Here is a 19091-nt window from a genome sequence, read left to right on the forward strand (position 1 = left end):
CCGGGTTCACTTCCAGGTGAAGTCCGGGTCGACGTGCATGCACGCCTTCTTGTCCGAGCCGTTGAGCGCGTCGGCCGAATCCGGCGTCTTGTCGTCCTTCTTCCCGGCCGACTTGGGGTAGGTGTTCCCCTCCCGCCAGTCGGCGCCCACGACGAGCACGACACCGGAGACGTCCGTCGACTTCTCCACCGAACTCAGCGGCAGGCCAAGGGACTTGGCGACCCGCTGGGCATCACCCTCCAGCTCGGCGCTGGGATACCTGATGACGGTCTTCTCCTCCGCGAGAGCCGTCGCCGTGTCGGCCGTCGCCTTGGTGAAGCCCTTGCCGGTGAGCAGCTGAGTCACCGTCGACGCGCGCCCGCTGACCGGCGGCTCGGTGTCGCTGCGGGTGCCGTTCTGCACCTGTACGGCGATCTGGTCGTCCGGCGCCGCCGGATCGTCCGAGAGCTTCTCCTTCGCGGGCTTCTTCCTGCCCTTGCCGTCCAGTGAGATGTCGTCGCGCACGAGCCGGAAGAGCTGCTCGGCGTCGCCCGGCTTGGGGACGACGCGTGCACCGACGTACTCGTACGGCATGGTCGTCATCGTGGTCCGCTGCGGCGGGACCTTCTTGAGCTCGTTGCTGAGGTCGTAGAGCTTCTTGACGCTGCCGAGGCCCTCGTCGACCTTGAGCGCGCTGGTGGCCGTCTCGGCGAGCTTGCGCAGCTTGTTCGGGCTGCTCAGATTGGCGTTGTCGCGCAGCTCGCGCACGAGCGAGTTCATGTACATGTGCTGGGCCTTGGCGCGGCTGATGTCGGTGCCGCCGTCGAAGCCGTAGCGGGTGCGCAGCCACTGCAGGGCCTGCTTGCCCTTGACGGGCGTGGTGCCCTTCTCCAGCTTCAGACCGGAGCCGTGGCCCTGGTTGTCGCGCGAGTAGATGTTGGCGTCCACACAGACCGGTACGCCGCCGATGGCGTCGGCCATGGAGACGACGCCCGCGAAGTCGACCTCCATGAAGTGGTCGATGTGGATGTTGGTGAGCTTCTCCCAGGTGGCGACCGTGCAGCCGGGGCCGCCGCGGCCGAGCGTCTGGTTCGTCATCGTGCGCTGCGTCGATGCCTCGTACACCTTGCCGTCGTCCGGGTCGGTGCACTTGGGGATGTCGAGGAGCGTGTCGCGCGGCATGCTGACCACGGACATGTTGGTGCGGTCGGCCGAGAGATGCAGCAGCATCTGTACGTCGGCGAGCGGCGTGCCCCCGAAGGTCTCCTTGGCGCCGCCGAGCTTCTGGTTCGCCTTGGAGTCCCGCGCGTCCGAGCCGATCAGGAGGATGTTCAGCGGGGTCTGGCCCGCGGCGTTCGGCGTGGGCTCGGGGGCCCGGTGGTCGCCGAGGTTCAGATCGTCGGTCTCGAGGTTGTTGTTCAGGTGCTGGTAATAGAGATATCCGGCGCCGGCCGTGCCAAGTATCAGTACCGAGAGGACCGTTGCCGACCAGCGCAGTATCCGCCGTCTGCGGCGCGGTGGTTCCTCGCCACTCCCACCGCCGCCCCCACGGCGGTGTTTGTGCCGGCCTGCGCCGTCCGGGGGCTCATCACCCTCGTGCTGGCTGTCGTCCCAGCCGTGATCACTGGCGTGCGGGGCGCGTTGTCGCGCCCCCTCCCCACGCACGCTGCTTCTCCCCATCGCCTGCCCCTCCCCACCTAGCCCCCCAAGTACGGCCGTCCCGCGTCGTGTTAGACGCAGAACGGCCGCTTCAGGTCACTTGGCACACACAGTTTTGTCGGCTTCGACCTTCTGGATGCCCTCCGGCGCCTTCGACGGTGCACTGATGGGAACCCCGGCGCCCTTGAAGTCGCCGCCGAGCGTCAGCTTGATCGCCGGGAGTCCCTGCGCGTTCTTCTCGCTCTTGCCGGGCTTCATCGCGGAGCCGGGCAGGCCCATGATGTCGGCGAGCCGCCTGGCCTGGTCGGCCTGGTCGGGCGCGTACTCGAGCGTCGTCTTCTTCATGTCGGACGGCGCGTTGCCGAGCTGGCTGGATTTGAGCACGCCCTCACTGTTCTGCAGCCACTCGAGCGTCGTCTGAGCGGCGCCGGCCTTGCCACTGCCGTTGTAGACGTTGACCCGCACCTCGGAGGGGTCCGCCTTGCTGCCCTTGAGCCGGGCGGCGACCGCGGCCTTCTCCTTCTTCTCCTTCTTCTTCACCTCGGTCAGCGACTCGTCGGCGCGCATCATGGCGAACAGCGGGTCGGCCTTGGCCTCGTTCACGACGACCGTGGCCTTGACCTTCTCCGTCGGGTTGTCGACGACGGGCACGGTCGCGAAGCTGAGGTTCTTCATGTCGAGCTTGCCCAACTCCATGCCCAGGTCGCGGAGTTTCATTATGTCCGCGATCTTGGAGTCGACCGAGAGCGCCTCGGTGCCCGCCTCGGCGAGATCTATCATCTTCGTCGGGCTGGTGAGCGTGTCGTTCGACTTGAGCTTGCGCATCAGCGAGCTGAGGAACTGCTGCTGAAGCTCGATCCGGCTCAAGTCGCCGCCGGTGCCCACCGAATGACGCGTACGGACGAAGGCGAGCGCTTCCTCGCCCTCGATGGTGTGCTCGCCCTTGGACAGCTTCAGGTGCGAGTCCGGGTCGTCGATGTCCTTGGCGAGGCATACGTCCACACCGCCGACGGCGCTGGAGAGCGTCTTGACCGCGTTGAAGTCGGCCACCATGAAGTGGTCGGGGACTATCCCGGTGATCTCGGTGACCGTGCGCATCGTGCAGCTGGGCGTGCGGTCGCTCTGGCCGAGGCTCTCGTTGAAGCGGACGTTCTGGCTGCCCGGGATGGTTTTCTTGCTGCCGTCCTCCATCGTGGTCGGGCAGTCCGGAATGTCCGTGATCATGTCGCGCGGGATGCTCAACGCGGTCGCGTTGGTGCGGTCCTTGGAGACGTGCAGCAGGATCGTCGTGTCGGCGTGACCGACGCTCTCCTTGTCGCCGTACTTGGTGTTGCCCTTGCCGGTGCGCTTGTCCGTGCCCATCACCAGGATGTTGATGGCCCGGTCCTTGCTGAAGCCGCCGGTTCCCGCGCCGTCGTCGGGGATCGAGGTGATGTTGTCGTTCAGGTGCTGGTACCAGAGGTACGCGCCCGCGCAGCCCGAGACCAGGACGAAGGCGAGCACGCCGCCGGTCCACGTCAGGGCCTTCTTGCCCTTGGACTTCTTCGGCTTCTGCTTGCGCCGGCCGCCCGCGGACTCCGGCTGCGGAGCCCGCCGTCTGCGCTGGCCCGGCACCTGGTGCTGCTCGTGCTGCTCGTCACGGTGCTCGTCGCGTCGGCCACCGCGGCCGCGCGTTCCCGGGCGGGCCGCCGACCGTGAAGGTCTGCGCGGTCCGGGCACCGCCGACTGCCCTGCGGAAGGGCTCAGTCGCAGTTCGTAATCGCCGGTGTTCGGGTTGAGCACCCACTGGTCTGCGGGGTCGATGTTCTCCGCCCGCCCACGGCCTTGCGCGTCCACGGTTGTTTGCGTCCTCCGTCGGGGCCACGCGGCGCCTTTCCCCCCTCAGAAGGCGCTCGGTCAGTCGTCCAGCGGTGCGCGGCCACAAAGGGCCCGGCGCACCGGATCGCTCACACTATCCGCCCAGTTCAGCGCTGAACGACGTCGGTGACAAATTCCACTCCCCTACAACTGGGCAATCCGCCCCATTTCTTGATGCGGGGCGTCTTCCGTTTGGGGATGCCTTTACTTACAGGCCGTTCCGGCAGCCGTGTTGCCCCGGAATGTGGGTGCGGGACTCGGCGTATCTGAGGGGTCGTCCGGCTTCTCGTCGCTCTCGTCGTCGCTCCCGTCGTCCGACGAGTCCTCGGCGTCCTCGCGCACCACCTGTGGCGGTTTCTTGCGCGACACCTGAAGGGGTGCGTCGGTGCGCAGGCGCGTGAAGAGTTCCTCGGCCTCGGGCTCTTCGAGTTCGTCGCGATTGGCGTCGTAGACATACGAGCGCCGGGGCACCGTAAGGAACTGCACCCGTTCTGTGGGGATGTTGCGCATGCCGCGCACCAGTTCGTACAAACCACGCAAACTCGCAAGTCCCGGGTCCGTCGTCAGCGCCGAGGTCGCCGCGTCGAGAACCGGATACAGCTTGGCGGGATTGAGCAGGACGTCATTGCTCCGCACCTTGTTGACGAGCGCCGCGAGGAACTGCTGCTGACGGTCCATCCGGTCGGTGTCGCTGCCGTTGCCGATGCTCTTGCGGGCCCGCACATAGCCCAGCGCCTGCTCGCCGTTGAGGGTCTGCCGGCCGGCGGCCAGCTTCACCTTGGCGTCCTTGTCCCTGATCGGGGTCTTGAGGCAGACCTCCACGCCGTCGACCGCTTCGACCATGTCCTTGAATCCAGCGAAATCAATCACTATGTGGTGGTCGATCCGGATCCTGGTCAGCTTCTCGATAGTACGGATCGTGCAGGCCGTCCCGCCGAACTCGTACGCCCAGTTGAACTGCGCGAACTGGGCCCGCGTCCGAGACCCGTCGGGGCGGCGGCATCTGGGGATGTCCACCATCACGTCGCGCGGGATCGACACCGCCGTCGCGCTCTGCCGGTCGGCCGCCAGGTGCAGCAGGATCGTGGTGTCCGAGCGCTGGGTGCCCGGATCGCGGCCGTACTTCTTGTTGGCGCGGCCCGCCCGGGTGTCGGAGCCGATGAGCAGGATGTTCTGCGCGTCGTGCACCAGCGGGGTCGGGCGCTCCTTCTCGTAGCGCGCGAGCTCGGCGGCGGCGTCGGTGTCGGTGGTGATGTTGCCGTCGAGCTTGTTGTAGACCGCCCAGCCGACGCCTGCCGTGCCGAGCACGACTGTGGCGGCCCCGATCGCCGTCCAGCGCAGCCACCGCCGCCTGCGCCGGACGACGCCCGCACCCGTGGGGCTCGAGCCCGCTCCGGGTCCGTACGTGGCCTTCGGCTCAGGCGGGGCGCCGTCCGGGTCCGGGCGATCCGGTCCGGAGGGCATGCCTGCGGTGTCGGTCACGTGTGCGTCCACCCCTCATGGCGACGTCGGTGCATGGTGCGCTCTTACGACCATGGACCTGCGCGGCGCCCGTGGCCTGCGGGCCAGGGCCCGGGGTGGGCCGAACGGGGGACGGATTACCGGGCGGTGTCGGTCACCCGTCCGCCGTGGTGTCGGGTCACCCGCCCGTCACGGTGTCGGTCACCCGCTCGTCCTCGGTCCGCTTGGCGAGGCCGCCGTCGGCGAGCTGGTCCAGATGGCGGCAGAGCACCACCGAGCCGCCCGCCGCGAGCGGGGCGTGCAGACCGCAGCTCAGGCCCTCCCAGGTGTCGTACGACAGACCGGAGAGCAGCCGGGAGCCCGGCGCGAGCCCGCGCGCTGCGGCGTCGGCGCGGGCCCGCTCCACCAGCTCGGCGCCCGTCAGCTCGCCGGCGCCGGAGACCGCGAGCGCGGGCTCGTCCGGGTCCACAGGCGCGTACGGAGCGAAGCGGTCGCCCTGGCTCGGCACCTCGACCGCGTAGTCGGCGAAGCCCGCGGGCGGCTGCGGGAAGCGCCCGCCGAGCGGCCGCAGCGCGAGGGCGACGCGCTCCCCGGAGCAGGCGCGCGCCGCCTCCAGCGAGTCGGGCCCGCTGACGACGAGGTCCGCCTCGGCCGGGTCGCCGCCGACGTCCGCGACGACGCCCACGGACGAACAGGCGAGCAGCCAGACGGCCGTCTGCCAGTGCGCGGGAAGCAGCAGCGCGAGCCGGTCGCCGGGCTCGGCGGCGAGATCGCCCTGGAGCAGATTGGCGGTCTTGGCCACCCAATTGGCGAAGGTGGCCACGGACAGTTCGACGCGCTCGCCCGTGGCGTCGTCGTAGAAGGTGATCAGCGGGCGGCCCGGGTCCGCGGCGAGCGCGGATCGCAGCAGGTCGGCAGGGGTGCGGTCGGTGGCGTTCACGGGCGCAAGGGTACGCGGGCGCCCGCGCGCCGCCCGGGGCGGCGGGGGAGTGCGGGCCACCGGTTCGGCCGAGTCGAGCCGACGGTCCGTCAGTTCCCCGATGGACAGAAGTATCCGGATATGCCAACTATCAGACGTATGCGTGGATTTCTTGCTTCCTCGATCGGCATCACGTGCGCGGCCGCCCTGGCCCTTCCCCTCACCCTGCCGTCGTCCGGCGCCCGCGCGGCGACCCCGAACGCGGCATCGGTCCCGGCCGCGGAATCGGCCTCGGGCGCGGTCCCCGGCAGCACCCAGTCCCTCCGGCTCACTCCACTCGATTCCGGCCGGGCCCTGCGTGCGGGGCCCTCCCGCGAGCAGGGCCTGCTCCGGCGCGAGGTCCGTCCCTTCTCCCTGGTCGGCGTCATCTGGGACGACCCGGACGCCGAACTGCACGGCAGCGTCCAGGTCCGCACCCGCGGGTCCGGCACCGGCACCTGGTCCTCTTGGCAGGACCTGGAGACCCACAACCACGAGCACGCCGCCGATCCCGACGCCGCCGAGCGCACCTCGGGCAGGGTCCGCGGCTCCACGGCACCGCTGTGGGTCGGCGACTCGGACGGCGTCGAGATCCGGGTACGGGCGGAGGCGGAACGGCCGGGTTCCGGACAGCCGGGATCCGACCGGCCGGATTCCGAACAGCCGCAGCACCGGGCAGCGGCCGCCCCGCCCGCGGAGTCCCCGCTCCCCAAGGGCCTGCGCCTCGAACTCGTCGCCCCCGGCGCCGAACCGCCCCCGCAGGGCTCCCCGCCCGACGGCCCCCGCGGCACGCCCCTGACCGCAGAGACCGCCGCCGCATCCGCGGTCAACGCCGACCTCGTCCCGCTCGGCGCGGCCGTCATCCCGGCGCTCGGCAAGAAGGAGACGGAGTCCGACCTGATCGCCGCCCACGGCGGCGCAGAGGAGGCCGCGGGGAAGGCCAGGCCCTACATCGGACCCCGGCCGCGCATCATCACGCGCAGGGGCTGGGGCGCGAACGAGAAGCTCCGCGAGAGGGACTTCGCGTACACGAAGTCGGTGAAGGCGGCCTTCGTGCACCACAGCGCGTCGGGCAACAACTACCGCTGCTCACAGGCCGGATCCGTGCTGCGCAGCATCTACCGCTACCACGTCAGGAGCAGCGGCTGGCGTGACTTCGGCTACAACTTCGCCGTCGACAAGTGCGGAAACATCTACGAAGGACGTGCCGGAGGTGTGGCAAAGCCAGTCCTCGGGGCCCACACTCTCGGTTTCAACACCAACAGCATGGGCATCGCCGTCCTCGGCTCCTTCGGCTCGGCCAACCCGCCGAAGGCCGCCGTGAAAGCCATCGCCCGGCTGACTGCTTGGAAGCTCGGCCTGTACGGCGCGAACCCGCGCGGAACGACATACCTGAAGTCCGGCGGTGGAAATCTGTACAGGAAAGGCAGGAACGTCCGGCTGCGTGTGATCTCCGGGCACCGTGACGGCTTCGCCACGGCATGCCCCGGAATTCGCCTGTACAAGAAGCTGGGCACGGCCCGGTCCATCTCGGCCCGCTACCAGGGCCGCTGAGGCCGGCGCCCACCGCACGACCGGTACCACAGCGCACACCGCACGACCCGCACAGCGCACTGCACGATCTGCAAAGCCATCTGCATACACTGGCCGGCCGCGACTCAAGTTCGGCCGGCCCCAGCAGGAAGCAGAGACGACAGGTGACAGAAGCGATCCTCCTGGTCGGCGGCAAGGGCACCCGGCTGCGTCCGCTCACGGTGCACACCCCCAAACCGATGGTCCCGGCGGCGGGCGTCCCGTTCCTCACCCACCAGCTGGCGCGGGCCCGCGCGGCGGGCGTGGAGCACATCGTCCTGGCGACCTCCTACCTCGCCGAGGTCTTCGAGCCGTACTTCGGAGACGGTTCGGCCCTCGGCCTCCACATCGAGTACGTCACCGAGACCGAGCCCCTGGGCACGGGCGGCGCGATCCGCAACGTGGCGTCGCGCCTCCACTCGGGACCGGACGAACCGGTCCTGATCTTCAACGGCGACATCCTCACGGGCCTGGACATCCGCGCCCTCGTGGCGACCCACGAGGACTCGGGCGCGGACGTCTCCCTCCACCTCACGAAGGTCGACGACCCGCGTGCGTACGGCCTGGTCCCCACGGATCCGACGGGCCGCGTGACGGCCTTCCTGGAGAAGCCCCAGACGCCCGAGGAGATCGTCACCGACCAGATCAACGCGGGCGCGTACGTGTTCCGCCGCTCGGTCATCGACACGATCCCCGAGGGCCGCCCGGTCTCGGTCGAACGTGAGACGTTCCCCGACCTGCTGGCCTCCGGCGCCCATCTCCAGGGCATGGTCGACTCGACGTACTGGCTCGACCTGGGCACCCCGCAGGCCTTCGTACGCGGCTCGGCGGACCTGGTCCTCGGCCGCGCCCCCTCCCCGGCGGTCCCCGGCCGCTGCGGCGACCGCCTGGTCCTGCCATCGGCGACGGTGGCCCCCGACGCGAAGCTCACCGGCGGCACGGTCGTCGGCGAGAACGCGGTGATCGGCGAGGGCGCCCGCGTGGACGGCAGCACGGTCCTGTCCGGCGCGGTCATCGAAGCGAACGCGGTCGTCACGGACTCCCTGATCGGCGCGGGCGCGAGGATCGGCGCCCGCTCGGTCCTCGCGGGTGCGGTGATCGGCGACGGCGCGGTTGTCGGCGCCGACAACGAGCTCAGGGACGGGGTACGGGTGTGGTGCGGGGCGGAGCTGCCCGCGGGGGCGGTGCGGTTCTCCTCGGATCAGTGACCTCGTCGGATCAGTGACCACCTCGTCGGATCAGTGACCTCCTCGGATCCGTGACCTCAGGGGACGAGAACCCCCTACCCTCGGACAGATGTCATCCCGTTTCGCCCCGCGTCCCACCCGCACCACCGTGCGCGGCGGCGAAACGGCGATCCCTCAGGGGATGCCCCGCCAGGCCACGGCGTCCAGGACCCGCACCTGGACCCCGCACTACCCCCTGGACCTGGGCCTGACCCTGGGCCCGCTGCGAAGAGGCCCCTCGGACCCCACGTTCCGTACGACACCGGACGGCTCGGCCTGGCGGGCGAGCCGCACCCCGGAGGGCCCCGGAACACTCCGGGTGGCCCTGCGCACCGGCACGGCGGAGGCGGAGGCCTGGGGCCCGGGAGCCGACTGGCTCCTGGACCGGCTCCCGCACCTCCTCGGCGATGCGGACGCCCCGGAGGACTTCACCCCCCGCCACCGCCTGCTCGCAGCGACGGCGCACCGCCGACCCGGCCTCCGCCTGACCCGTACGGGACTGGTCCTGGAGTCCCTGATCCCGTCGATCCTGGAGCAGAAGGTCACGACGGACGAGGCGTACCGCGCCTGGCGCCTGCTGGTCCGCAAGTACGGCGAACCGGCCCCGGGCCCGACGCCCCCCGAACTCCGCCTGCACGTCATGCCGGACCCGAGGACCTGGACCCTGATCCCGTCCTGGGAGTGGCACAAGGCGGGCGTGGACAACAAGCGCGCGTCGGCGATCCTGCGCGCGGCGCGGGTGGCGGCCCGCCTGGAGGAGGCGGCGGCGATGGAACCGCTCCAGGCCCAGGCCCGCCTGGAGCTGATCCCGGGCATCGGCCCCTGGACCTCGGCGGAGACCGTCCAGCGCAGCAACGGCGCCCCCGACGCCGTGACGGTCGGCGACCTCCACCTGCCCGGCATCATCGGCTACGCCCTCGCAGGCGACCGCAGAGCGGACGACGAGGCGATGCTGGCCCTCCTGGAGCCGTACGCGGGCCAACGCCACAGGGCGGCCCGCCTGATACTCCTGAGCGGCAGAACACCACCGCGCAGGGAGCCACGCATGCGGGTGGGCAACATCGCGCCCCTTTAGGGGCGCGGGGAGCTGCGCGAGCAACCCCAACAAACCCGCAGCCGACGAACCGGCCCCGTAAGGGGCGCGGGGAACTGCGCGACAAGCCCCCACGAGCCCGCAGTCGAGGAACAGAGGCGAGTCACCGCACCTCGACGAAGTCCCCCGCATCCCGCCCGACCCGAGCCGCAGGCTCACCCGCAGGATGCCCCACAGCAACGGCCCCCATCGGATCCCAAGCCCCCGGCAGCCCAAGAACGTCCCGTACAACATCCCGGCAGAACATCGTCGAGGAAACCCAGGCGGACCCAAGCCGCTCCCCGGCAAGCGCGACAAGGAAGTTCTGCACCCCGGCCCCGGCGGCGACCACGAACATCTCCCGCTCAGCAGCGTCACGCCTCGCATCCCCATACGTGTGCGAGCCGTCCATCACGAGACAAGGCACCACCAGATAGGGCGCCTTGCGCAGAACATCGCCACGCCGAACCCGCTTCGCGATGGACTCCGAAGACTTCCCGTCCCGCTCCAGGTCGGAGACCCACGCGTCCCGCATCGCGTCGAGCAGCCGCACCCGCGACTCCTCGGACTCCAGGAGGACGAACCGCCACGGCGTCGTGTGATGCGGCGCCGGCGCGGTCACGGCAGCCGCCACGGCCCGCCGCACCGCCCCCGGATCGACCTCCTCGTCGGTGAACTCCCGCACGGTCCGCCGCTGCGTCACCGCTTCCCGCACGGCCTCGGACGTACCGAGCCGGAACATGTCGTCACGCGAGCCCCGCACCATGGCGCGGGCCCCTTCATCGGCCTCCCCGGTCTCGCCCACGACGTGCGGCAGCCCACGGACCACCGCGACCGGCAGCCCGCCGGCCTTCCCCTTGGCCAGATCCCCGGCGGCGGAGAGCTCGTCCGCGGTGGCGACGACGGTCGCGCTCAGCGGATTGCCGTACGCGTCCACGCCGCCCCGCAGGTCGTTGAGGACCCGCACGCCCGCCGCCCCGATGGCGACATCGGTGACCCCGGCGCGCCAGGGCCGCCCGAAGGTGTCGGTGACGACGACGCCGACGTCCACGCCCAGCGCGTCCCGCAGGCCGTCGCGCACGGCGCGGGCCGAGGCGTCCGGGTCCTCGGGCAGCAACAGCACGGTCCCGGAAGGGGTGTTGGAGGCGTCGACACCGGCGGCCGCCATCACGAGCCCCTGCCGGTTCTCGACGATACGAAGGGTCCCGCGCCGCGCGACCACCCGCACCGTCTCGCTGTCGATGGCCGCCTCGCGGTCCGCGGCCTCGACGATCCGCCCCTCGGCCTTGCTGACGATCTTCGAGGTGACCAGGAGCACGTCCCCGTCGGCGAGCCCCGGCTCGGTGGCGGCGATCAGCTTGGCGATGTCGTCGCCCTGCCGCACCTCGGGAAGGCCGGGCACCGCCCAGACACGGAACGAGCTCACGCGCGCACCGCCTCCGCGAGGTCGAGCGCGGCCCGTGCCATCTCGGCGGTCGCGTCGAGGCCGGTCATCATCAGCGGAATGGCCCGGCAGCGGATGCCCGCCGACTCGACCCGCTCCACGGAGCCCTCGTCCACGGTGTCGACGAGCCAGCCGTCGAGCAGCCCCGAGCCGTAGTGCTCGGCGACCGCGGCGGCCGTCGACTCCACGCCCACGGCGGCGAGCACCTTGTCGGCCATGCCCCGCACGGGCGCGTCCCCGACGATGGGGGAGAGCCCGACCACGGGCACGCCCGCCTCCGCGATGGCCTCGCGGATCCCGGGAACGGCGAGGATCGTCCCGACACTCACCACGGGGTTGGACGGCGGGAAGAGCACGACGTCGGCCTCGGCGATGGCTTCGAGGACACCGGGCGCGGGCTTGGCCTGGTCCGCGCCGACCGGCACGACGGCGTGCGCGTCCACGGAGGCCCGCAACCGCACCCAGTACTCCTGGAAGTGCACGGCCTTCTGCTCGCCGTCGACGGTGACGGCGACATGCGTCTCGACGCGGTCGTCGGACATCGGGATGAGGCGCACTCCGGGCTGCCACCGCTCGCACAGCGCTTCAGTGACGGCGCTGAGCGGGAATCCGGCGCCGAGCATCTGCGTCCGCACGATGTGCGTGGCGAAGTCCCGGTCGCCGAGCCCGAACCACTCGGGCCCGACTCCGTAGGCGGCGAGCTCTTCCTTGACCTTGAACGTCTCGTCGGTGCGGCCCCAGCCCTGTTCCTCGTTGATGCCGCCGCCCAGCGTGTACATCACGGTGTCGAGGTCGGGGCAGACCTTCAGACCGAACAGGTGAATGTCGTCACCGGTGTTGCCGATGACCGTGACGTCCGCGTCAGGCGCGGCTTTCTTGAGCCCGCGAAGGAAACGGGCGCCGCCGATACCGCCGGCCAGTACCACAATGCGCATGAGGCCAAGCATGTCAGGCGGGTACGACACCGCGTCAGGCGGTCACGACATCTCCGGCCACCGGCTCGCCGGCGCTCACGCCGCACTGCGCCGCGTGCATCGGCATGTCGGTCAGGCCGGGGTAGTAGATGTGCAGGCTGACGGCCGGTTCCAGGGAGTCGTTCACGACCTCGTGTACGTAGCCGGGCGCGAAGACCCGCTGGGCGCCCGCGCCGATTGCGCGCTGGCCGCGTTCCGTACGCTCCGTCAGCTCGCCGTCGAGAACGGTCAGCACGCCGGACGAGCGGCCGTGGTCGTGCAGCCCGCTGCCCTGTCCCGGCACCCAGGAGAGCAGCCAGACCTCGTAGCCGGGCCCGGTGCGCAGTCGGTGGTACCAGCGGCTCGTCGCGTCGTACTCGACGAGATGGGCCCACTGCGCGCGGTCGGCCGCGATGGTGCGGGCCAGGCCCGCGAACTCGGCCACGGTCGCCGGGTGTTCCCGGGCGGGCTGCAGGAGGTGGGTGACTTCGAGGATGTCGCCGGCGATCTGGAGGTCGCTGTCGCTGTTCATCGTGCGGTGGTTCCTCAACGTGAGTGCTGGGGTGTCGCGGAAGGGAAGCGGTGGAAGCGTCGAAAGCGGTGATGCTCTGGAAACGGCTCTACGGAGTGGCGCGTTTCGAGCGGTTCAACAGCTGGAAGCGGTGGCTCAACAGCTGGAACAGGAACAGCGACAGCGCGCGTGGGCAGCACCGAGGAGCCCGCTGCTGCGGGTCGTCGAGAGTGCCAAGTTTGCGAGCATGCCCAACAGGACATCGGCTCACACCTTTTCTGTCAACTCACTGTCCGCTATGTGGGATATGTTTCACCTCATCCGGTTGCTCTCTGAGGTGAAAGGTTTGTGCATCCGGCGCACGGGACACATCGCGCTTCAACCGGCGCGTAAACCCCGTCGTGATCCCGTGACCCGAATGTGATCCCCTTCGCTTCGGTGGACCGGTTGCAACGGGACTGATCTCCGTGACGTCCTTCCCTGATGGGAGGCGGTCGCGGGGCTTCTCGAGATGGGCCACTGGCAAGTGTCGGGGTTTATGTCGATTTGAACACTTTCCGCATAGCCTTGGTTCCGCAGAGTGAATAAGGGACCCAATAGCAGATCTCGGCTTGACTGGCCCGGATCGGCACACTTGTAATTTCACTCGTGTCGTTCAGCCGAAATCGGTAACGGCAGCACCACGGGGACGCACGTACAGACGAGGGGCGCACATGACCGAGCTGGTTCAGGAACTGCTGGTCGAGGACGCGGACGAGGAACTCGGCTGGCAGGAGCGCGCGCTGTGCGCCCAGACCGATCCCGAATCCTTCTTCCCCGAGAAGGGCGGCTCCACGCGCGAGGCCAAGAAGGTCTGCCTCGCCTGTGAGGTCCGCTCCGAATGCCTTGAGTACGCACTCGCCAACGACGAGCGATTCGGCATCTGGGGCGGCCTGTCGGAGCGTGAACGCCGCCGCCTGAAGAAGGCCGCAGTCTGAACGCCGGCAGGTTCGGCCCGACCAAACGGCACACACCCCTACGTAAGGAACGGCCCGTCGCCCGTGGGATATCCACAGGCGGCGGGCTGTTGTGATGCCAGCCGTTAGTGTGGGGCCCCGTCCGAGACGCCCCGGCGCCCCCATGAAGCGCAGGCGTCCACCGCAGTCCATCGAACCGGGGCCCGTACCTCGATGTCCGTGCACAGCCATTCGGCAGCCAGTCACCACGACGCTGCCGCACCTGAGTTCCCGCGGCACGTTGTCACCGCCGTGATCGTCTCCCACGACGGCGCCCGCTGGCTGCCCGACGCCCTCGCCGGGCTGCTCGGCCAGGAGCGTCCGGTGCAGAACGCCGTGGCCGCAGACACCGGCAGCGCGGACGACTCCGCCCGCCTCGTCACCGAGGCCCTCGGCCCCGACCGCGTCCTGCATCTGGCTCGGCGCTCCGGCTTCGGCACCGCCGTCGACGAGGCGAACCGCACCGCCGGCGTGCTGACCCCGGAAGAGCTGCCCTATCTGAAGCGCCCCAGCGGCTGGGACCCGGTCAGCAGGTCCTGGCGCGACGACGCCTACGACCTGCCCGAACTGCCGCACGGCGAGCCCGAGCAGTGGCTGTGGCTGCTGCACGACGACTGCGCGCCCGAGCCCGGCGCGCTCGCCGAACTGCTCCGCGTCGTGGAGAACGAACGCGAGGTCGGCAAGGACGTCGCGATCGTCGGCCCCAAGCTGCGGGGCTGGTACGACCGCAGGCAGCTCCTGGAAGTCGGCGTCTCCATCGCCAACAGCGGCCGCCGCTGGACCGGCATCGACCGCCGCGAACAGGACCAGGGCCAGCACGACCACGTACGGCCCGTCCTTTCGGTGTCCACGGCCGGCATGCTGATCCGGCGCGACGTCTTCGACCAGCTCGGCGGCTTCGACCGGCGCCTTCCGCTGATGCGGGACGACGTCGACCTGTGCTGGCGCGCCCAGGCCGCCGGACACCGCGTCCTCGTCGCCCCCGACGCCGTCGTACGGCACGCCGAGGCATCGTCGCGCGAGCGCCGCACCGTCGACTGCGTCGGGCGTACGTCGACGTCGCCGCACCGCGTGGACAAGGCGGGCGCCTCGTACACGCTGCTGGTCAACGCCCGTACGGCCGTGCTGCCCTGGGTGCTGTTCCGGCTCGTGGTGGGCACCGTCCTGCGCACCGTCGCGTATCTGGTCGGCAAGGTCCCCGGGCAGGCGGTCGACGAGGTCGCGGGTCTCCTGGGGACGCTGCTGCGGCCCGGAAGGATCGTCGGCGCCCGTAAGAAGCGCGGCAAGCCGGTGGTCGAAGCCGCCGAGATGCGGCCGCTCTTCCCGCCCCCGGGCGCCACCGTGCGCGCCACCGTCGAACAGGTCGCGGGCAACATCGTCGGCCGCTCCGACCCCGAGGCCGTCACCGGCGCGGGCCGGCACGGCGCCGTCGAGTCCGGACCCGGCGGGGACGACGCCGACTTCCTGGAGGTCGAGCAGTTCGCGCGCCTCAAGCGCATCGCCCGCAAGCCGGGACCGATGCTCTTCGTAGTGCTGCTCTTCGCCTCGCTCATCGCCTGCCGCCAACTCCTCGGCAGCGGAGCGCTCGCGGGCGGCGCACTGCTGCCCGCGCCCGCCGACGCCGCCGGGCTCTGGTCGCGCTTCCTGGACGCCTGGCATCCCGTGGGGACCGGCGGCACCCAGGCCGCGCCGCCGTATCTCGCGCTCGTCGCGGGGCTCTCCTCGCTGCTGTTCGGATCCACCGGGCTCGCCGTCACGGTGCTCCTCGTCGGCTCGGTGCCGCTCGCCGGGTTCGCCGCCTATTTCGCGTCCCGGCCGCTGGTCGAGTCGCGCCTCCTGCGCGCCTGGGCCTCGGTCGCCTACGCCTTCCTGCCGGCCGCCACGGGCGCGCTCGCGGGCGGCCGCATCGGCACCGCCGTCCTCGCGATCCTGCTGCCGCTCATCGCCCGCGCGGGCGTCGCGGCCAGTGGCCTCGCCTCTTCTGAGGGCACGCGGGGGAGCTGGCGTGCCACGTGGGCGTACGCACTGCTCCTGACGCTCGCCACCGCTTTCACGCCGATCGTCTGGCCGATCGCCCTGGTGCTCGGCCTCGCACTCCTCGCGGTGCGCCGCGGCGACATCACCGCCTACGGACTGCGCTTCCTGGCGGGGCTCGGCACTCCGATCCTGATCCTCGCCCCCTGGTCGCTGTCGCTGCTGCCCTTCGGCTTCTTCCGTGAGGCGGGCCTCGAGTTCGGCACGGGCTCCGCGAGCGCGCTCGACCTCCTCGGGGGCAGCCCCGGCGGTCCCGGGACCGTGGACGGGCTGCTGCTCATCGGCATCGTGCTCGCCGCCCTGGCCGCGCTGCTGCGCACCGAGCGGCAGTTGGCGGTCCGCACCGCGTGGGTCGTCGCCCTGGTCGCGCTGGTCTTCGCCGCCCTTTCGAACGGCTCGGCCTGGGCAGGACCCGCCACGCTCGGCTACGGCATTGCGCTCCTTGCCGCCGCCGCGCTCGGCGCCGACGGCGCACGCACGCGTGTCGCCGAGCAGAGCTTCGGCTGGCGCCAGCCGGTCGCCGTCCTCATCGCGTTCGCGGCGGCCGCCGGGCCGCTGCTCGTCGCCGCCGGGTGGATGATCCGCGGCGCCGACGAACCCTTGGAGCGCCGTGACCCGGTGCAGGTGCCCGCGTTCGTCGCCGAGGAGAGCGGCACGCAGGACCAGGCCCGCACGCTCGTCCTGGACAGCGAGTCGGCCGGACAGGTCGCGTACTCGCTCGTACGGGGATCGGGCTCCCGGCTCGGCGACGCCGAACTCGCCGATGCCGGCGGCTCGAACAATCACCTCGACAAGATCGTCGCCCGCCTCATCGCGGGCTCCGGAGCCGACCAGGCCGACCAGCTCGGCGGCTTCGCCGTGCGCTACGTCCTCGTACGCGACGGTGCGCCCCGCCAGATGAGCCGCGTCCTGGACGCGACGCCCGGCCTCACCCGGCTCAGCCAGGAGGACGGCAGCGCCCTGTGGCGCGTCGACCGGCAGGTCGCGCGCGCCACGATCGTGTCCGAGTCGGGCGATCCGCTGCCGGTGGCCGCGGGCCCGGTCGAGCTGCACACGAACATCCCGGCCGGCGAGGAAGGCCGCACCCTGCGGATCGCCGACGCCGCCGACGAGGGCTGGACGGCCACCCTGGACGGCAGCCCGCTGACCAGGACCACGCTGGACGGCTGGGCGCAGGGCTTCGAACTGCCCGCCACCGGTGGCCGCCTGGACGTCACCTTCGAAGGCTCGGCGGGTCACACCGGATGGCTGTGGGCGCAGGGCGCGATGGCCGTCGTCCTGGTGGTGCTCGCGCTGCCGGGCCGCCGCCGTGACGTGGACGACGACCTCCCCGAAGAGGCCGTCATCCCGGCCCAGCCCGTCGAGGGCGAGGGGCGCAGGGCGCGCAGGCTGCGGGCCCAGAACGAGCAGGCCGCGGCCGAACAGGCCGCCCAGGAGGGCACGGTGCCGGACGGCGCGGGCACGCCTCCCCCTCCGCCGCCGCCTCCTCCTTCGGAGGAGGCCCTTGCCTCGGTTCCGCAGCAGCAGTCGCACGCGCAGTCGTACGAGGAATGGGAGGCCCCGGCTCACGCGGGCGCCGACCACGGCACGTACGAGGGCGGCGAGCAGCAGTACCAGGACGCGCAGTACCCGGCGGGCTCGTACGACGGGTCCGGCTACCAGGCAGACCCCTACCAGGGGGGCCAGTACGACCCGTACGCCTACGGAGGGGCGCAGGGCGGCGCCGAGCAGTACGAGCAGTCGTACGACGCGACGTACGGGCAGCAGCAGCCCCCGATGCCGCCGCTGCCGCCGCACAGCCCCGACAGTGAGCGCCCCGACGGGAGCCAGCAGTGAACCGCACCACCCAGTCCCTGATCGCCGCCGTGGCCGCCCTGGCGGCCGTCACCGGGTTCGCCGCGGCCAACGTGCCCGACGGCTCGGCCGACGACGGCGCGAAGGCGGCCGCCCGGCTGCCCGTCGAGCGCACCAGCATGCTCTGCCCGGTGCCCAGTTCGTCGGACCTCGCCGAGACGTCGTACACGGCGTTCACCCCGGAGTCGAAGGGCTCCGAAGAGACGGGCCGGGCGGAACTGCTGCCCGCCACCCAGGCGTTGACGGAAGCCGCCGTCAAGGGCGACGAGCAGGACAAGAAGAAGGCCGTCAAGCCGTTCCTGACCTCGAAGAAGCCGGGCGAGCCCGTCGCCGCCGAGAAGTCCGGGGCCGAGTCGCCGGCGCTCATCGGCACCGCCGACGGCAGGCTCGCCCCCGGCTGGACCGTCCAGCAGACCACCACGTACGCGGCGGGCAGCGGCCGCGGCGTCCAGGGCGCCAACTGCACCGCGCCCGACACGGACTTCTGGTTCCCCGGCGCGAGCACCGCCAAGGACCGCAGCGACTACGTCCACCTGACCAACCCGGACGACTCGGCGGCCGTCGTCGACGTCGAGCTGTACGGCCCGGACGGCCCCATCAAGTCCGAGGTGGGGGAGTCGATCCAGGTCCAGCCGCACGGCAGTGTCCCGGTGCTGCTCTCCACGCTCATCCCCAAGGAGCAGACGAACATCACGCTGCACGTCACCGCGCGCAGCGGCCGGGTCGCGGCCGCCGTGCAGGCGTCGGACGACAAGCTCGGCGGCGACTGGCTGCCCCCGTCCGCCGACCCCGCGGGCCGCGTGGTCCTGCCCGGCATCCCCAAGGACGCCACTTCGGTACGTCTGGTGGCCTTCGCCCCCGGCACCGACGACGCGGACCTGAAGGTCCAACTGGCCTCGCCCACCGGCTCGATCAGCCCGGCGGGACACGCCACGCTGCACGTCAAGTCCGGCATGACGACCGCCGTGGACCTCGGCGACGTCACCAAGGGCGAGGTGGGCTCCCTGGTCCTCACGCCGACCGAGGACGCGGTGCCGGTGGTGGCCGGCCTGCGGGTCGTCCGCGGCAAGGGCTCCGACCAGGAGACGGCGTTCATCTCGGGGACGAGTGCCGTGGGCACGCGCGCGACGGTGGCCGACAACCGCTCCAAGGGCTCCACGCTGTCGCTGGTCGCCCCCGGCAAGACGGCCAAGGTGAGGGTCACGGCGTCGCAGGGCACCGAGGGCGGCAAGCCGGCCACGAAGACGTACACGGTCAAGGGCGGCACGACCCTGGGCATCAAGCCCCCCGCCCCGGCCGGCCTCAAGGGCGCGTACGCCCTCACGGTGGAACCCCTGTCGGGCGCCGAGGTCTATGGCTCCCGCATGCTGGAGATCCCGGAGGACGGCGTCCCCGGCTTCACGATCCAGACCCTGCCGGACGACCGGGGCATGGTGTCGGTGCCGAAGTCCGAGCAGGACCTGACGGTGCTGCAGAAGTAGGTTTGCGCGGGTACGGGGAGGCGGGTACGGGGGAG

At 71.2% G+C, this 19091-nt stretch carries 13 protein-coding genes; 6 read left to right on the forward strand and 7 right to left on the reverse strand.

The window, feature by feature from the left end; genetic code table 11:
* Positions 1-6: 6 nt before the first annotated feature.
* The 4 genes from OG453_RS08945 to OG453_RS08960 form a co-directional block, all read right to left on the reverse strand.
* The gene (locus OG453_RS08945; RefSeq protein WP_266866233.1) at positions 7-1659 is read right to left on the reverse strand and encodes an LCP family protein; all 1653 of its coding nucleotides are present in this window, start codon (positions 1657-1659) and stop codon (positions 7-9) included.
* A 75-nt stretch (positions 1660-1734) separates the two neighbouring features.
* Positions 1735-3474 carry an LCP family protein gene (locus OG453_RS08950; protein WP_266866235.1) on the reverse strand — a complete coding sequence of 580 codons (1740 nt, stop codon included), beginning with the start codon at positions 3472-3474 and terminating at the stop codon, positions 1735-1737.
* Between the two features lie 225 nt (positions 3475-3699).
* Entirely contained in the window at positions 3700-4977 is a 1278-nt protein-coding gene (locus tag OG453_RS08955; RefSeq protein WP_266866237.1) for an LCP family protein, read from the reverse strand.
* Between the two features lie 157 nt (positions 4978-5134).
* Positions 5135-5896 (reverse strand): TIGR03089 family protein, encoded by a 762-nt coding sequence (locus tag OG453_RS08960; protein ID WP_266866239.1) that lies wholly within the window; start codon positions 5894-5896, stop codon positions 5135-5137.
* 138 nt (positions 5897-6034) lie between these two features.
* On the opposite strand from OG453_RS08960, the gene OG453_RS08965 reads away from it, so the two are divergent.
* From OG453_RS08965 to OG453_RS08975, 3 genes are all read left to right on the forward strand, one after another.
* Complete coding sequence (locus OG453_RS08965) at positions 6035-7468, forward strand: peptidoglycan recognition protein (protein WP_266866241.1); 1434 nt, start codon at positions 6035-6037, stop codon at positions 7466-7468.
* Positions 7469-7611: 143 nt separating this feature from the next.
* Complete coding sequence (locus tag OG453_RS08970; RefSeq protein WP_266866243.1) at positions 7612-8694, forward strand: NDP-sugar synthase; 1083 nt, start codon at positions 7612-7614, stop codon at positions 8692-8694.
* 88 nt (positions 8695-8782) lie between these two features.
* On the forward strand, positions 8783-9787 hold the full coding sequence (locus OG453_RS08975; RefSeq protein ID WP_266866245.1) for a DNA-3-methyladenine glycosylase: 1005 nt from the start codon (positions 8783-8785) through the stop codon (positions 9785-9787).
* 121 nt (positions 9788-9908) lie between these two features.
* Here OG453_RS08975 and OG453_RS08980 read toward each other — a convergent pair whose 3' ends face one another.
* The 3 genes from OG453_RS08980 to OG453_RS08990 are packed head-to-tail and all read right to left on the reverse strand — an operon-like array spanning position 9909 to position 12713.
* On the reverse strand, positions 9909-11210 hold the full coding sequence (locus OG453_RS08980) for a coenzyme F420-0:L-glutamate ligase (RefSeq protein ID WP_266866247.1): 1302 nt from the start codon (positions 11208-11210) through the stop codon (positions 9909-9911).
* On the reverse strand, positions 11207-12163 hold the full coding sequence (gene cofD, locus OG453_RS08985) for a 2-phospho-L-lactate transferase (RefSeq protein WP_266866249.1): 957 nt from the start codon (positions 12161-12163) through the stop codon (positions 11207-11209). The genes OG453_RS08980 and cofD overlap by 4 nt, the downstream gene beginning before the upstream one ends.
* Before the next feature lie 34 nt (positions 12164-12197).
* The gene (locus OG453_RS08990) at positions 12198-12713 is read right to left on the reverse strand and encodes a cysteine dioxygenase family protein (protein WP_266866251.1); all 516 of its coding nucleotides are present in this window, start codon (positions 12711-12713) and stop codon (positions 12198-12200) included.
* 692 nt (positions 12714-13405) lie between these two features.
* On the opposite strand from OG453_RS08990, the gene OG453_RS08995 reads away from it, so the two are divergent.
* The 3 genes from OG453_RS08995 to OG453_RS09005 all read left to right on the forward strand — a co-directional run bounded on the left by OG453_RS08995 (position 13406) and on the right by OG453_RS09005 (position 19056).
* Positions 13406-13669: a WhiB family transcriptional regulator gene (locus OG453_RS08995; protein WP_016642094.1), complete on the forward strand. Its 264-nt coding sequence runs from the start codon at positions 13406-13408 to the stop codon at positions 13667-13669.
* Positions 13670-13861: 192 nt separating this feature from the next.
* Positions 13862-17557 (forward strand): glycosyltransferase family 2 protein, encoded by a 3696-nt coding sequence (locus tag OG453_RS09000; RefSeq protein WP_266866257.1) that lies wholly within the window; start codon positions 13862-13864, stop codon positions 17555-17557.
* Entirely contained in the window at positions 17554-19056 is a 1503-nt protein-coding gene (locus tag OG453_RS09005; RefSeq protein ID WP_266866259.1) for a DUF5719 family protein, read from the forward strand. The genes OG453_RS09000 and OG453_RS09005 overlap by 4 nt, the downstream gene beginning before the upstream one ends.
* Positions 19057-19091: the final 35 nt, after the last annotated feature.

Origin of the sequence: Streptomyces sp. NBC_01381, from assembly GCF_026340305.1 — a bacterium.
Classification (GTDB): domain Bacteria; phylum Actinomycetota; class Actinomycetes; order Streptomycetales; family Streptomycetaceae; genus Streptomyces.